At 37.2% G+C, this 16,121-nt stretch carries 16 protein-coding genes and 2 pseudogenes; 11 read left to right on the top strand and 7 right to left on the bottom strand.

The genetic code is table 11. The annotated features are described in order from the left end of the window. The first annotated feature begins 124 nt into the window (after positions 1–124). The 6 genes and pseudogenes from V6256_RS05075 to V6256_RS16415 form a co-directional block, all read left to right on the top strand. The gene (locus tag V6256_RS05075) at positions 125–973 is read left to right on the top strand and encodes an ADP-ribosylglycohydrolase family protein (RefSeq protein WP_341596988.1); all 849 of its coding nucleotides are present in this window, start codon (positions 125–127) and stop codon (positions 971–973) included. Positions 974–1,077: 104 nt separating this feature from the next. Then, positions 1,078–2,016 (top strand): DUF808 domain-containing protein, encoded by a 939-nt coding sequence (locus V6256_RS05070; protein WP_341596987.1) that lies wholly within the window; start codon positions 1,078–1,080, stop codon positions 2,014–2,016. A gap of 7 nt (positions 2,017–2,023) precedes the next feature. Further along, positions 2,024–2,401, top strand: coding sequence for a hypothetical protein (locus V6256_RS05065; protein WP_341596986.1), 378 nt, complete (start codon positions 2,024–2,026; stop codon positions 2,399–2,401). A 229-nt stretch (positions 2,402–2,630) separates the two neighbouring features. Continuing rightward, positions 2,631–3,179 (top strand): carboxymuconolactone decarboxylase family protein, encoded by a 549-nt coding sequence (locus V6256_RS05060; protein WP_341596985.1) that lies wholly within the window; start codon positions 2,631–2,633, stop codon positions 3,177–3,179. A gap of 399 nt (positions 3,180–3,578) precedes the next feature. After that, a complete protein-coding gene (locus V6256_RS05055) occupies positions 3,579–3,680 on the top strand; it encodes a helix-turn-helix domain-containing protein (RefSeq protein WP_424141047.1) in 102 nt (33 codons plus the stop codon). A 591-nt stretch (positions 3,681–4,271) separates the two neighbouring features. Next, positions 4,272–4,406, top strand: a pseudogene (locus tag V6256_RS16415) (helix-turn-helix domain-containing protein); the annotation flags it as partial. Between the two features lie 446 nt (positions 4,407–4,852). On the opposite strand, the gene yghU reads toward V6256_RS16415, so the two are convergent. The 6 genes from yghU to V6256_RS05025 all read right to left on the bottom strand — a co-directional run bounded on the left by yghU (position 4,853) and on the right by V6256_RS05025 (position 11,149). Next, entirely contained in the window at positions 4,853–5,713 is an 861-nt protein-coding gene (gene yghU / locus V6256_RS05050; RefSeq protein ID WP_341596984.1) for a glutathione-dependent disulfide-bond oxidoreductase, read from the bottom strand. Between the two features lie 25 nt (positions 5,714–5,738). Then, positions 5,739–6,416 (bottom strand): glutathione S-transferase family protein, encoded by a 678-nt coding sequence (locus tag V6256_RS05045; RefSeq protein ID WP_341596983.1) that lies wholly within the window; start codon positions 6,414–6,416, stop codon positions 5,739–5,741. Positions 6,417–6,562: 146 nt separating this feature from the next. Beyond that, entirely contained in the window at positions 6,563–7,063 is a 501-nt protein-coding gene (locus tag V6256_RS05040) for a YbhB/YbcL family Raf kinase inhibitor-like protein (protein ID WP_341596982.1), read from the bottom strand. A 179-nt stretch (positions 7,064–7,242) separates the two neighbouring features. After that, positions 7,243–9,126, bottom strand: a complete 1,884-nt coding sequence (locus tag V6256_RS05035) for a TRAP transporter permease (RefSeq protein ID WP_341596981.1) — start codon at positions 9,124–9,126, stop codon at positions 7,243–7,245. Positions 9,127–9,267: 141 nt separating this feature from the next. Continuing rightward, positions 9,268–10,194 (bottom strand): TAXI family TRAP transporter solute-binding subunit, encoded by a 927-nt coding sequence (locus V6256_RS05030; RefSeq protein ID WP_341596980.1) that lies wholly within the window; start codon positions 10,192–10,194, stop codon positions 9,268–9,270. A gap of 163 nt (positions 10,195–10,357) precedes the next feature. Further along, positions 10,358–11,149 (bottom strand): LysR family transcriptional regulator, encoded by a 792-nt coding sequence (locus V6256_RS05025; protein ID WP_341597007.1) that lies wholly within the window; start codon positions 11,147–11,149, stop codon positions 10,358–10,360. Between the two features lie 207 nt (positions 11,150–11,356). Here V6256_RS05025 and V6256_RS05020 point away from each other — a divergent pair. The 3 genes and pseudogenes from V6256_RS05020 to V6256_RS05010 all read left to right on the top strand — a co-directional run bounded on the left by V6256_RS05020 (position 11,357) and on the right by V6256_RS05010 (position 13,820). Continuing rightward, positions 11,357–12,228 (top strand): annotated as a pseudogene (locus V6256_RS05020) (zinc-binding dehydrogenase). A gap of 70 nt (positions 12,229–12,298) precedes the next feature. After that, a complete protein-coding gene (locus V6256_RS05015) occupies positions 12,299–13,105 on the top strand; it encodes an SDR family NAD(P)-dependent oxidoreductase (RefSeq protein WP_341596979.1) in 807 nt (268 codons plus the stop codon). Between the two features lie 88 nt (positions 13,106–13,193). After that, positions 13,194–13,820 (top strand): sulfotransferase family protein, encoded by a 627-nt coding sequence (locus V6256_RS05010; RefSeq protein WP_341596978.1) that lies wholly within the window; start codon positions 13,194–13,196, stop codon positions 13,818–13,820. Positions 13,821–13,831: 11 nt separating this feature from the next. Here V6256_RS05010 and V6256_RS05005 read toward each other — a convergent pair whose 3' ends face one another. Beyond that, on the bottom strand, positions 13,832–14,563 hold the full coding sequence (locus tag V6256_RS05005; RefSeq protein WP_341596977.1) for a tRNA1(Val) (adenine(37)-N6)-methyltransferase: 732 nt from the start codon (positions 14,561–14,563) through the stop codon (positions 13,832–13,834). Positions 14,564–14,743: 180 nt separating this feature from the next. Here V6256_RS05005 and V6256_RS05000 point away from each other — a divergent pair, with 180 nt between their 5' ends. Both V6256_RS05000 and V6256_RS04995 read left to right on the top strand, forming a co-directional pair. Then, positions 14,744–15,847, top strand: a complete 1,104-nt coding sequence (locus V6256_RS05000) for a phosphoribosylaminoimidazolesuccinocarboxamide synthase (RefSeq protein WP_341596976.1) — start codon at positions 14,744–14,746, stop codon at positions 15,845–15,847. A gap of 84 nt (positions 15,848–15,931) precedes the next feature. Further along, positions 15,932–16,108, top strand: a complete 177-nt coding sequence (locus V6256_RS04995) for a DUF2897 family protein (protein ID WP_341596975.1) — start codon at positions 15,932–15,934, stop codon at positions 16,106–16,108. Positions 16,109–16,121: the final 13 nt, after the last annotated feature.

The raw sequence follows: 16,121 nt of genomic DNA, 5'->3' as shown, positions 1-16,121 counted from the left end.
CAAAACAATTTACTATATTTATCAGTTTTTATGTTTAAATTACTTTTTAAAGCGTTTTAAAAGCACTATAGACTGATGATATCAATTAGGATAATCAATCTAAGCATAATTTAAAGGGACACGGATGTTATTAGTTATGGCAATGGCTGATGCTTATGGAGCCGGCTTTGAATTCACTGATATTGAATTTATAGAAGAGAAAAATACATTAACTGAATATCAACATGCCTGGTTGGATAGCAAGCCAGCAGGCTCTTATACTGATGATACACAAATGAGTATTGCTATCTGCGAGCTGATGTTAGCGGATCGCAAAATCTGGACAAAACAATTAGTCGCCGATTATTTTCTAAACGCTTTTAAACGAGACCCGCGACAGTCATATTCTGATAATTTTTATCATTTTTTATTAACCACTCAAACCGCTAGTGAATTTGTTAATAACATTTATTCCGACAGTATTCGTAATGGTGCAGCGATGCGTTCAGTGCCGCTTGGTTTAATTAAAGATAAAACAGAAATGTTAGAAAAAGCGAAAATCCAAGCGCAACTTACTCATAATACACACGAAGGGATTATTTCATCACAAGCCGTCGCACTTTGTGTGTTTTATTTCGTTAATAAGTTGGGTAAAAAGGCCGATCTATTCAGTTACATTTGTGAACAGACCAATGAGTTTTTTATAGAAGATAAAACCGAGCCAACGGAATGCGATGGTATTGATACCGTTGACGCTGTGTTAACTGTACTAGCTCAGTCTTCAACATTAAGTGAGGTACTTTATCATGCTGTAAAACTCGGTGGGGATACAGATAGTGTGGCGACTATCGCTTGTGGAATCGCTTATTTCTGTGATGAAATTGAACAGAACTTACCGGATTTTTTATTCAATGAGCTTGAAAATGCTGCTTTCGGAAAAGATTTTTTAATTGAATTAAACGACCGTTTTCTCACTACGTTCGCAGCGAATTAAAATTAATTAAGTCAACAGCGGGAAATCAATCAGTATTCACTATTAATGAGATAGATCATCAATATTTAAATTTAAATTACATATACTATTTTGGAGCGTTTTAAATGGCAGGATTAAGCCTACTAGCACTATTGGATGATATCGCCACCGTACTCGATGATGTTGCGTTAATGAGTAAAGTCGCCGCTAAAAAAACCGTTGGTGTACTCGGAGATGACCTTGCACTTAATGCACAACAAGTCTCAGGTGTAAGAGCTGAAAGAGAAATCCCTGTGGTTTGGGCTGTAGCAAAAGGTTCATTATTAAATAAAGCGATTATCGTCCCTATTGCACTCATATTAAGTACATTTTTACCTGCAGCAATTACCGTTTTATTATTGATCGGTGGCGTGTACTTAAGCTTTGAAGGTTTTGAAAAAGTACTTCATTACTACTTTCCTCACGAGGATAAGGAACAAACTAAGAAACAACGTGTCGAAGCTAACTCTGACGATAATATAAATTTAGTGGCAGTTGAAAAAGATAAAATAAAAGGTGCAATTAGAACGGACTTTATTTTATCTGCCGAAGTGGTTGTGATCTCTTTAGGTACCATTGCCACAGCAACATTATTAACGCAAGTACTGACTCTGGTTGGTGTCTCAATTGCATTAACCTTTGCAGTTTATGGCTTTGTCGCTGTGATTGTTAAAATGGATGATTTGGGTTTATACCTCATCGAAAAGTCAGGAGATGGTGCATCATTAACTAAGTCGATTGGGCAATTTTTATTAACATTTGCACCAATATTAATGAAGCTCTTAGTTGTTGTTGGCACAATCGCTATGTTTTTAGTGGGTGGTGGATTAATCGTGCATCATATTCCTCTGGTCACTGAATTTTATCATCACTTAGAACAATCGCTATTAGCAACGAATATTATTTTCCAATACTTAGCTCCTACAGCAGTGATTGCTTTAGTGGGTTTAATTGCTGGAGCAAGTTGCTTTTTAATTGTTAAATTAATCGCTGGCTCTTATATGAGATTTTGTAAAAAAGAATGAATAATAAATGAAAATATACCGATACATCCATAAAGCCCCTTTACGGGTTTATCGTATTAAAAGAGTGTCAATGCGCTTACAAACTAAACGTTGCATGTTGAGACTCAAATTGGCTTTAGCTCAAGAAAAGCAAGAAACTAAGGCCATGTTAATTAGCTACAAAAATTATACGCAAGGTAATGCGACCAAAGAGGAAATGAAACTAGCAAATGAACAATTTGTAGATGTACTTAAAGGTATCGGTTTAGGTGTTTTTGCTATTCTGCCCTTCGCTCCTATTACCATTCCATTAATTGTTAAATTAGCTCGTCTAGTAGGGGTTGAAGTCATGCCCAGTGCATTTGTTAAGGTAAATAATAAAAAACAGAAAAAGATAATTGATTAACCTCTACCATATCAATCATGCGTTAATTTGCTAGCTTCTCATTTGATATCACAACAGCCATTTACCATTACTTCGGAGAAAATGAGCCACATTACGACATAGATCAATTACAATTTTGAACGATTGTTCAAAATAAGGTTGAACGTTCGTTCATATTAGTTTATTGTAGCTTTACGTTTTTAAAATACATTCCCAATAACGGTTTTATCAAACCATAAGAGAGTAGATAATGAGCAAATTTAAAATTCATACAATCGAAACAGCACCAGCAGCAAGCAAACCTATTCTTGAAGGTGCAACGAAGCAAATGGGTGTTGTACCAAATCTTTTTGGGGCAATGGCTGAATCTCCAAATATTTTAAAAGCTTATACTCAGCTACACGAACAATTTGCAAGTTCTTCGTTTAACGCAGAAGAATTAACCGTTGTATGGCAAACAATTAATGTTGAACATGAATGTCATTACTGCGTACCTGCTCATACAGGTATTGCTCATTCAATGAATGTTGATGCAGCTTTAACTGAAGCACTTCGTAATGGCGATAAAATGCCAACAGAAAAGCTACAAGCATTACATGAGTTCACTTTAAGCATGGTACGTAATCGCGGTAATGTTCCAGCTTCAGAAATGCAAGCCTTCTTCGATGCAGGTTATGGAAACCAACAAGTGTTAGACGTGATCCTTGGTTTATCACAAAAAGTGATCAGTAACTACGTTAATCACGTTGCAGAAACACCAGTTGACCCAATGTTTGAAAAATTTGCTTGGGAAAAATAAATATTCCATTTTAAGATCACTAAACTATTGATCTGACGAGTTGATTTAAATAATCAACTCGTTTTTTTATATCTTTTATTATATTTCTTACCCAATACTTTCTACTGTAAATCACTACCCCATTTAAGTAATCCCTCTGAATATTCTGCCATTTAATGATCAATACAGTTTAAATCACTAACCCGTAACTAATTCTATTATAAATATTACTTCCTAGTGTATGAATCACAGGTATTTGTTAGTTCATTGTTAAATTGCAGCACAAGGCGTTTAAGGTAACTTATACCAATCTAAGTAAAAATATGATCTAATTAATTTATTGCGATTAAAACGACTCAAGATGGAGCATGTAAAAAAGATAGATTTTAAAGTACTGCCCTTAAGCAAACGTCATTACAAATGAAAATGCGTTTACTGGCTTTAGCACATTTTCAAGATGGCCATTCACGAACCCAAATTGCTCAGTTCCTAAAATTGAGTAGAACTAGGGTTAATAAATAGGTGAGTATCTATCTAAGCGGAGGCCTCGAAGGGTAAAAAGTATGTACTTTAGGATTGGATGAAACTGACCAGTTAATTTTACAGATTGGTATTAGCCTCCCCCGCTGCGTCAAAATAAAAAACCAAAACAAACTTCATCTAAGTAAAGTGCAACAAGGTAAAGAGCCAAGTGCTTTGTTTTATTGACTGCATCTACAAGGGAGGCTCAAGTCACCGCCCCAAAAACACTAAATTTCTACTTCGGGGCGGTGACTTTAGTCTCCATGCTTGTATCAAAGCAAAAAGCAAAACAAAAATTCACCGATAAAAATGCTAAAAGGTAACAAGCGAGGTCATTTCTTCTATTCATTACACCTTCAAAGTAGGCTCAAGTCACCGCCCCACAAACACTAAATTTCTACTTCGGGGCGGTGACTTTAGTCTCCATGCTTGCATCAAAGCAAAATCCAAAATAAAGGTTCATCGAAGTAATACCAATCTAAATAGAAATATGATCTAATTGATTTATCTATTGCAATTAAAGCGACTCCAGGTGGAGCATATAAAAAGACAGATTTTAAAGTACTTGCCCGTAAACAAACCTCATTACAAATGAAAATGCGTTTACTGGTTTTAGCGCATTTTTAAGATGGCCATTCACGAACCCAAATTTCTCAGTTACTAAAAGTTAGTAGAACTAGCGTTAATAAATGGGTGAGTAACTATCTAAGCGGAGGCCTAGAAGGGTAAAAAGCATGTGCTTTAGGGATTGGATGAAACTAACCAGTTAATTTTACAGATTGGTATTAGTCTCCCCGCTTGCGTCAAAATAAAAAACCAAAACAAACTTCATCTAAGTAAAGTGTAACAAGGTAAAGAGCCAAGTGCTTTGTTTTATTGACTGCATCTACAAGGGAGGCTCAAGCCACCGCCCCAAAAACGCTCAACTTCCAGCCTCGGGGCGGTGACTTTAACCTCCCTGCTTGCATCAAAGCAAAAGCCAAAATAAACATTCATCGAAGTAATACCAATCTAAGTAAAAATATTATCTAATTGATTTGTCTATTACGATTAAAGTGACTCAAGATATTGGTTATTAATACATTAGTTATTAATGAGCTGATTAATAACAAAAAAAGCCAACTCAAATACTTGAGTTGGCTTTACATTTTCTACGTTTATTAACGCTTAATCTATTTAGGTTTTTTAGCTAATACAGCATCAATATCTGCGGCAGAATGTCTTTCTTTTAACTGCTCCCAGTCTTCACCAAAAGAACGATTTACGATACGTCCACGTTGAAAACCTTCACGCTGTTCAAGTTGCTTAGCCCAACGCACTACATTGCTATAACTTTCAACTTGTAAAAACTCTGCTGCATCATATAAGTTACCTAGTACTAAGTTTCCGTACCAAGGCCAAATAGCAATATCAGCAATAGTAAGTTCATCACCAGTAACAAAAGTGTTATTAGCTAATTGTTTATCTAATACATCTAACTGACGTTTTGCTTCCATCGCGAAACGATTAATTGGATATTCAAACTTTTCATCTGCATAAGCATAGAAATGGCCAAACCCACCACCTAGAAAAGGTGCTGAACCTTGAGCCCAGAAAAGCCAATTAAAGGTTTCAGTACGAGCTGGACCTTTCTCTGGTAAAAAGGCATTAAATTTTTCAGCTAAATGAACCAAAATAGAAGCTGATTCAAAAACATTGATATCGTCAGCATTTGATTTATCCACTAAAGCCGGAATTTTTGAGTTCGGATTAACATCAACAAAGCCAGATGAGAATTGATCCCCTTCGCCAATGTTAATTAAAAAAGCATCGTACTCAGCTTCTTTTATACCAGCAGACAATAACTCTTCTAACATTATTGTCACTTTCTGGCCATTAGGTGTGCCTAATGAGTATAGCTGTAGACTATGATCACCAACAGGAAGAGCTTTCTCATGTGTTGCACCTGAAACAGGACGATTGATACTTGCCCATTTATTGCCACCATCTGTGTTATGAACCCAAACTTTCGGCGGTACGTATTTTTCTGTCATGTTAATTCCTTACAATCAGTAAAATTTAAGCTTTTGGATAATTAGATGGGAAGAATGCGCGTTTCGCTTCTTCATCAAACTCTTTTTTGAATTCAACATCTGTACCAATAGCACGTGCTCTTGCAACAGCAGGACGACTTTCAATGCTATTAAACCAACGTTGTAAGTTAGGGTAAGGTGCTAAACCTTCTTCGCCTAGTACAACTGTTGCTTTATCAATCCATCCCCATGCCGATACATCTGCAATAGTGTACTCGTTACCAACGATGTAGTCACGGCCTTCCATATGTGTATCTAAAACTTCGTAATGACGTTGTGCTTCACGCAAGTAACGGTTAACAGCATAATCTAGGTTGTCTGGTGCAGCATGTCTGAAATGCACAGACTGACCTGAGTAAGGCCCTAAACCTGATGCGATAAACATTAACCAAGATAACATTTCAGCGCGATCTTCTGGTTTACCAGCTAATTTTCCTGATTTTTCAGATAGGTACATAAGGATGGCATTAGAATCAAATACACGAGTTTCACCATCAACAATAGCTGGTGCTTTAGCATTTGGATTAATTAATTTGTATTCTGGCGTGTGTTGCTCGCCTTTTAAAGTATCAAGTGGGATGAGCTCAAATGGTAAACCTGTTTCTTCTAAAAATAGCGCCACTTTCATTGGATTAGGTGTGTGGTGGAAATAAAATTTAATCATATTGAACTCCTTAATAGTTGAACACTCATTCAACCACACAATGAACGATCGTTCAAGCATTAAAAATATATATTAAAAGCCAATGCTTAGTGAGTCACAAAGTAATACTCAACAGGGATATTGATCTACACATTGGCCTTAAAATATTAATATTTTCCTAGTTCAATCATTGAGGATGCGGTTACGTTATCGCCATCCATTGCTTTTACTGTTAAATAATAGGCATGGCCTTTCGCGCCTGAACAAGGTGGCATATAGGCACCTGCTTTATCCCAATTTGCGCCACGATGCTCTTCAAGCATAGTAAAATTTTCAGGTAGTTCGTAAGAGTGGCCTGCGACCGGAGGGATATCGACTACAGTTGAGGCATCATCAATACGATAAAGCATGCTGCCGTGACCGCCATTATTCATTCTCTCTGAATCGCGATCACTATAGGATAAAATAATTGAATCCGTTCCTGCTGGTATATCACTTATTTTTAAAGCTGGTGTTGCTGGGTCAACGCCACCAAACTTCTGACACTGCTGCCCTTCTGGAATGGTTTTCCCATCCCATGCTGAGTCTGCCAATACCACATCTAGTTCAGCTGCATAAGCAGAAAATGATGAAGCTGCAATTAAAGACGTTAATAACTTAATGTTCATAATAAACTTCCTTATTAATCAATCTATATCGAATGGTCATTATCAGTTGATTCTGATGGTTGAAATACTCAAAACAGTATCTAAAAATACGCAGCAGTTATCAGTTCAGATCAATCCCCAAAAAAAATGCAATAAAACAAAGGTTTTATTGCATTTTTAATATCCGTTAATAGGCCTTTTTAGCCTACCGTTTCTAATGTAGATTTCCGGTAATTTAACGAAGCGACTACAATAATTATCGCTATACCAGGGATACTAGTGTAGAAATGATGCGCTAACATGGCAAAGCCTGCGATTAATAATAACCCTCGACTAATTGGCGATAAGGTTGTCACTAATCGTCCTTCAATGAACCCAGCAAATGCAACGATCAGACCGATAGTGGACAGAATCGCTAGGAAGAAATCGACTCCCTCTCCTTCTAACCAAATCAATCCCGAGAAAGCCATCATTAGTGGAATAATAAAGAAACCTTGGGCAAGTTTGAATGCTTGTATTGCCGCCTTCATCGGGGAGGTATTGGCTATACCCGCAGCAGCAAATGCCGCTAATGCAATGGGTGGTGTTACATTCGATGTTTGTGATAACCAGAATACAATCATATGTGCTGCCAATAAGCCCACACCTAATTCAGTTAAGCTTGGCACAGCCATTATCGATAACACAATGTAAGCAGCGGTCACAGGTAACCCCATGCCAAGAATAACGGCAGCAACTGCGATTAACGCCAATACAGACCATAAATGGCCGCCAGAAAGCGCCATTAGGAATTGTGTAAACTGTAAGCCAATGCCTGTTTGTCCAACAACACCAACAACAATACCTGCTGTACCACAAGCCACTGAAATAGGTAATGCAAGCAATGCACCTTCTTTCATTCCTTCAAAAAAGACAGAGATAGTAATACGGCTGTGTTTACGACACATAGCAGCAACTAAAATGGCAACACAACCAGCTATACCCACTAAAATAGGAGAGTAACTCATCAATAATAAACTAGTGATTAATACTAACGGTACTAAAAAGTGCCAACCATGTTTTAGAACAACGGTAATTTTTTCAGTGGTATCCATGCCTTGTAATCCAAGTTTACAAGCCATTAAATGCACATAAAGTAATGTACAACCAAAATATAAAATAGCTGGTGCAATAGAAACTAATAGTATTTCACTATATGGAATCCCTGTAAATTGGGCCATTACAAAGGCACCGGCTCCCATTACAGGTGGCATTATTTGTCCCCCTGTTGATGCAGCTGCTTCAATACCTGCTGCTTGCTCTGGTTTATAACCCAATTTTTTCATCATCGGGATTGTTAATGCACCGGTTGTTACCGTGTTAGCAATAGCAGAACCTGAAATAGATCCTAATGCCGCAGAAGCAAGTACACTTGCTTTAGCTGGACCACCTCTGTATTTACCTGCAAGTGAGAACGAAGCATCAATAAAAAACTTACCTGCACCTGTCACCTGTAAAAAAGCACCAAACAATACAAAGATAAATACAACACCTGCTGCAATCGCTAAGGGTGCACCGTAAATCCCATTGGTTGAAAATATATGGAAGCGAATAATTTCTTCAATAGAGAAACCCTTACTGGCCACTGAGTTTGGTAATGCGTCACCAAATAAGGCATAAGATAAAAATAACGCCGCGATTAATACCATCACCATACCCACTGTGCGTCGCGTTGCTTCTAGGAGGAGCACTAGGATAATAAGACCTGAAAGCTGATCTAGAGACGTTAACCCATCCATTAAGAATGTTATATCGTCGTAATCAAAAGTGACAATCGCATAAGATGCCCAAGCAACGGCTGCAATAAACAGGACGTCAATACAACGACCTAGAAGATAAACGCCTTTACTATGAGTATCATTAAATAAAGGCATAGTGAGAAATACAAGAATAAGCACCCAACTAAGGTGAATTGGTCGAAATACTGGGGCAGAAAGATCTGCACGAATCCCCTGCCAAATTTGAAATATTGATAGTGCAATAGCAACAAAAGCTGCCAGTAAAACTAACTTGTCCGTGTTTTTTTGTACTGATGATTCAGTCATGATCTTCTCCGATAAGATACAAAACTCTATGATTTAACTGGTAATCTGTGTGTGTGAATCTTGAGGTTGTTTTTTATTATTATAAGAGTTGATTGCAGTAACGTTACTGCAATCAACTAGGTGGTGTTTGCAATGGCCTTATTACATTTGCTCTTTAAGGTATTTCATCGCACCTGGGTGTAAAGGTACACCGTCTAACTTATCCATATTTTCTAATGTTGTAAATTTTGTCACACTGATAATTTGGTTAATCTCATCCATATTTTCAAATGCAACTTTAGTCATTTGATAAGCAAGATCTTCATCCATGTTTTTGTTTACAACAAGAATATTCCATACAGCTGGCGCATTAAACTCATTCACGCCTTTGTAGCTTTCTGCCGGTACGTCAATTGCTTGGTATGAAGCATTATCTGCAGAGACTTTTTCTAACTCTTCAGGTGTAAAAGATAAGATACGAATATCTTGTGTAAAAGCTAGCTCAGTTATCGCACCTACACCAATACTACCAACAATTGCACCTGCGTCGATTTGCCCTGCCGCAATGGCATTAGTTGTTGCTGTGTAGTTTAATGATTGGGCTTTAATGTCATCATCAGTAATACCTAAAGAAGCAAGAATATTAGTTGAACTAACACGCGTACCTGAACCAGGTGCGCCTAATGAGATTTTTTTGCCTTTTAAGTCTTGAATTGAATGAATATCTGAATCAGCACGAACGATGAATTGAACGACATTTGGGTATAATGCAAATAAAGGAGCGACATCCATTTTACGTGGGAATGGTTTAGTGCCTTCTGCTGCTTGAAGTACAACGTTACCCATTGCAATACCAGCTAACTGTTTTTTAGAAGATACTTTAATAGTATTTTCGACCGATGCAGCTGTTACCTCTGCTCGCATGTCAAAGTTATCAATCTTCTCACTCCAAATTTTAGCCAAAATACCACCGAGTGGATAATAAGTACCACTTTGACTCCCTGTCCCTATCGTATAATTATCAGCAAGTGTATTAAAAGAAAATAAACACGCTAATCCTATCAACCCTGACTTCAACATATGATTCATAACTATTCCTTATTAAGTATGTCTTTCGATTGTAATGTAAATGTTATTGTTTTGTAACTAGAAAAGAATAACATTTACTAAAATTTAGATGATCGTTTTGCTTCACAAACTTGTTGATTTAAGCAATTAGTTAACCATTATCATAGCGCTAAAATATGACAGATTAATTCGCCTCCCAAACAGGTTGATCGCCAAAATAAGCCTTACAATAATCAATGAATGCACGAATTTTCGGGGCAACTTGCCTTGCGCTTGGATAGATAGCCCAAATGGCAGTATCTGTTGGTATCGCATAATCAGTCAAAATTGGCACAAGCTGCTTGTTTTCAAATTGCTGATAAGCAATCCACTTAGAGCAAATAGTGATTCCGATTCCATTAATGCATGCATCACGAATGGCTTCTCCATTATCTGCGCTCAACCTCCCCTTAGCTTTCACAGAAACAGAGCCTGCGGGTCCATCAAAAGTCCAATGATCTAATCCTGTTAAGGTTAAGCATTGATGATCTTTTAGTTGCTCGGGATGTGTTGGCTCGCCAAATTTTTCAAGATATGCAGGAGATGCACATAATAAACGTTGATCTTTAGCTAGCCTGGTAGCAATCAAACTAGAGCTTTTCAACTTAGAATTTCGTATAGCGATATCAAAGCCACCTTCAACAAGATCTACAATCGCATCAGACAAGGTAATATTGACATTCAATTGAGGGTGCATTGCTAAAAAACCGGATAACGCAGGAATTAAATGCATCCGACCAAAAGAGGCTGGCGCAGTCACACGTAACGTTCCTTGTAAAAAACTATCTTCATTGCTGAGCGCTGCTTGTGCAGCCAATACACTGGCAATCACATCCTCAGCATAAGGTAAGAAAGCTTTACCTTCTTCCGTTAACGAGACTCTTCTGGTGGTTCGATGAATTAAACGGACTTTTAATTGCTTTTCTAATTTATTGATATGATTACTGGCTACAGCTGCTGATAAACCTAATGTTTTTTAACGTTGCAATACGCAGAAAAAGTTTAAGGTGTTCAATATTCATAAGCGCCCTATTATAAACAAAAAGTATAAAGTGATTATATATAACACTATATTATCAATCTAATACTTAAACATTATACTCATCCTTATCAAAGTCGTTACTATTAAATAAGGATAAATTACATGAAAGCAATGATACTCAATAATTATGGTCAAGACGCTTCTTTTGAAGAAGTACAATTAGATAAGCCGACAATAAAAGCAAAACACCTTATTATCAAAATAGCAGCTGCTAGCGTGAATACTGTTGATACCATGATCAAAGTGATGGGTGTGCCGGTGGTTTAGCTGACTTACAAGGTGCACTAGCTGAATATATGTTAGTTGATCAGGATCTTATTGCATTAAAGCCAAAAAATCTGTCGATGCGTGAAGCTGCTGCATTGCCATTAGTAGCAATCACTGCATATGAAGGGTTACAAAGAGCACAGATTAGTCAGGATAAAAAAATACTTGTGCATGGCGGTTCAGGTGGTGTTGGCCATATAGCCGTACAATTAGCTAAATATTTTGGCGCGAATGTTTATGCTACAGGTGGTGGTACTCAACAAATGCGTTTAATTGAACAACTTGGTGCAACAGCCATTAACTACAAAACTGAAAAAGTCAGTGATTATGTCGCTGAACATACTGACGGCAACGGCTTTGATATTGTGTTTGATTCAGTGGGCGGAGAGAATTTATTGAATTCCTTTGAAGCGGCGACGTTAAATGGGCAAATTGCCTCGACTACTACTATGTTATCGATTGATTTAATGACAGCACATATGAAAGGATTATCTTTACATGTCATCTTCATGCTAATTCCTATGTTACATAACACAGGACGTAAAGAACATGGCAAGATTCTTAATACCTTAACTAACATCGTTGAAGAGAAAGGTTTAATGCCGGTTTTAGATGAGAACCACTACACACTGGATCAAGTTGGTGAAGCCTATGCGCGTTTATCTAGCGGCAAAGGAATGGGTAAAGTAGTAGTAGAAATTAAATAGCTGTTTATTGCTCATCATCACCTAACAACACTTCCCTGTTTGTTAGATGTATCAAGTGGAGTCTACATTTATGTTACAAACAATTTTATTGACCGGTGCAACCGATGGTATTGGCTTAGCAACAGCAAAACAACTTGCCACACAAGGCCATCACCTTATTCTTCACGGACGTAATTTAGATAAATTACAGCTAGTGCAAAAGCAATTACTCCTGCTAGCAGAAAGTAGCAAAGTCGATATTGTCGTCGCAGACTTATCTGATTTACAGGACGTTAAGAAGCTTGCAGATAATATTAAAAAATCTTACAACAGATTAGATGTACTCATCAATAATGCTGGCGTCTTTAAGGTTACAAACGCAAAAAATGCAAATAATTTAGATCTACGTTTTGTAGTCAACAGTATCGCGCCTTTTTACCTAACTACCCTTTTATCCTCACTGCTAGGATCAACTGGTAGAGTTATTAATTTATCATCTGCAGCGCAAGCTAAAGTCGATCATCAAGCTTTAATAGGCAAAGTAAATTTAGAAGATATGCAAGCTTACGCACAAAGCAAACTAGCGATTAGATTATGGAGTAGAGGCTTAAGTATTAAAGAGAACTATCCGACACTGATTGCCGTTAATCCAGGCTCGTTATTAGCCAGTAAAATGGTTAAAGAAGGTTTTGGCATCGCTGGAAATGACATCAGTATTGGTGCGGATATATTAACTAAACTTAGCACCGATAAGGACATAGCAAGCCATAACGGTGAATATTACGATAACGACTTAGGCCGTTACAGTTCCGATATTGACCTAATTGAAGAGCAGCAAATGGCAAGACAAGTGATTCAAAGCATCGAGTCTATTTTGCAAGATCTTAATCTTAATTGAACACTTAAAGCATGAAAACGCTGTTAATAGGACAAACAACCAATATCAAGTACAATAGACTTTAATTAAACTTCTTAAAGTCTTTTGTATGTCTAAAATTATCATTATAGGGTTGCCGCGCACGGGTACAACAAGTATTAGTGTGTGTTTATTGGAGGCAGGCTACAAAGTTGCACATACTGCTTTTACTAAAGAAACCTTTTACCTTGCTGACGCTATTTCAGATGCGCCTTGTTTCTCTGACTTCAAACAATTAGATAAACTATTTCCTCAATCAAAATTCATCTATTTAGAACGAGAAATAACAAGCTGGTTACTGTCGATGCAACGTTTACTAACCAAAATGAGCCCACATTTGGACGCTAAAAATGGCCATTTTAGCCCGGTATTAAAACGCGCTTTTATGGAAACCTTTGATACCGACTGTGCACAATTATTATCAGAAGCCCATTTAACGGCTTGTTATTATGCGCATCAACAGCAAATAACAACCTATTTTAAGAACCGAAATAATTTACTATCAATTAACCTAAGTGATAAAGACAGTTTCCAACAATTATGCCACTTTTTATCTTTACCCTGTCAACCAGGGCAAACTTTCCCTCACTTAAATAAAGGCGCGCAGGTGGCAAGCTGGAAGTCATATAAACACAGCAATAAAATAAGTAGCCACAGTGCTGGAAAAGATCATCGTCAGTTTTTCGACTACGTTTAACTTATTTGGCTTTACATTTTCAAATAGAAATCTTTGGTTAATGCAATAAAATCAGACGAATACTTGTCTTGATCATGTATTAATAATTGGCTCTTCTGATAGCTAGAAATCGCATCGACAGGCTTTTTTGCCACCTCAATTAACAGTCTACTAACCGGCTTTTTGAGCGTTGTTTTGACTTCCACAACACGCGTTATACACAAAGTGATGCCACTAAGTCTCATTTTCTCGATTATATCAATAAAGTCATCGCCCTCTTGTTTAGGTAGTACAAAACTTGCGGTGCCATTTTGCTTTAATAACTTGTCGCAATGCACTAATAAACTATGATGCGTTAAAGATGCGGTATGTCTTGCCATTGCACGTTGGCTTACGGCGGATTGCTGTCCATCATTAAAATAAGGAGGGTTACAAATAATAGCGTCTACGCTACTGTGTTTATTCGCATAGTCTTGCAAGCTGATATGCGCTATCGTTAATCTATTTGACCAGATGCTATTTTTACAATTCTGGCTTGCAGCAAGGTAGGCATTCTCTTCAATTTCAATACCTGTAATGGCCGCTTGTGGGTTTCTTTGTGCGCACATCAATGCCAAAACTCCTGTCCCACATCCAATATCAAGCACTGAACTTACATTGTCGATATTTACCCATGCTCCCAACAGAATAGCATCAGTACTCACTGGCATACCGCAGCCAAAAGCATCAATATGAAACTGTTTGAAAGTAAAACTTTTTGCCATGTTTAAAATTGCCTTTATTGATATTCATTTAATAAGCATCAGTGATGGTCATTATTCACTTTTTATTATACTTATCATGCATATTTTAGATATGATTAGTCAGTTACAATCTGCTATTATCTTCAGATTATTTATTCTCGCAGATGATTCTGCTTACCATGATTTTTATAGGATATTTTTATGAGTCTCGCCGACAAAGTATTGGCTGTAAACAATGATTTACCGATTCGTACCGATCAACGTGTGCACAGTGGAAAAGTACGATCAGTATATTGGTTAACAGAAGCAGATAGTAAGCGTCTAATTGAAGAAAAAGGTTATGACGTTGCTGCTGATGCCCCATTGGCTATTATGGTCATTAGTGATCGAATTTCAGCATTTGATTGTATCTGGCACGGTGAAGGTGGTATTCATGGTGTTCCGGGTAAAGGTGCTGCTCTAAACGCGATTTCAAACCATTGGTTCAAATTATTTAAAGAACAAGGTCTTGCGGACAGTCATATTTTAGATATCCCACATCCATTTGTTTGGATTGTGCAAAAAGCGCGACCAGTCATGATTGAAGCAATCGCTCGTCAATACATTACAGGGTCAATGTGGCGTGCTTATGAAAAAGGTGAACGTGAATTCTGTGGTATCGATATTGCAGATGGTCTACAAAACAACACAAAACTACCTGAGCTATTAATCACCCCTTCTACTAAAGGCATTCTAAAAGGTATTCCAGGTGTTCAAGAAGTAGATGATGTAAATGTTACTCGTAAAAATATCGAAGAAAACTTTGCTGCTTTTAATTTCACTTCTGCGTCACACATTGCTGATTACGAAAGATTATTAAAAGAAGGTTTTGATGTGATCAGTGCTGAACTTGCTAAGCTAGACCAAATATTTGTCGATACAAAATTTGAATTTGGTTATGTGACAGACAAAGCTGGAAACGAAAAACTTATCTATATGGATGAAGTAGGCACACCAGATTCTTCTCGTATTTGGGATGGTCCAGCTTACCGTGAAGGTAAAATCGTTGAAAACTCTAAAGAAGACTTCCGTCAATTACTGCTTAAGCATTTCCCAGATCCAGATATCCTTTTAAATAAAGATAGAATGGAAGAGCGTAGTGCATTAGCAAGAGATAATGCTTTACCAGAAGCGGTATTAATGCAAATTTCTAAAACTTATACTGGCATCGCAGAAAAAATAGTCGGTAAACCTATCGTGCTGTCTGAGAACCCAAAACAAGAGATCATTGATATCTTGCGCGAGCAATACGACTTAATAGACTAGTCACTAGCTATTTCTCAAATTAATATCTAAAAGCAGGCGTTAGTCCTGCTTTTTTGTTGCAGCTAATATGGAGTTTGTATCTTTATGTCTACTGGTTGGATAATTGTTATTATCACCTTAGTGCTGGGTATTATTTTAAGTAATCTTTTACTACTTAGAAAAAGCGCTAAAATAAAAATACCTGAAGAGGTGCTTAAAGCAATTCAAGAAAAGAAAGAAAAAGAAGCATTGGAACAAGAAAATAAAAAAAAGCCTGATTAATAAATGAACTGAC

The organism is Psychromonas aquatilis (assembly GCF_038155185.1).
In the GTDB taxonomy this organism is placed as follows: Bacteria; Pseudomonadota; Gammaproteobacteria; order Enterobacterales; family Psychromonadaceae; genus Psychromonas; species Psychromonas aquatilis.
This window is presented reverse-complemented; position numbering and strand designations above follow the sequence as displayed.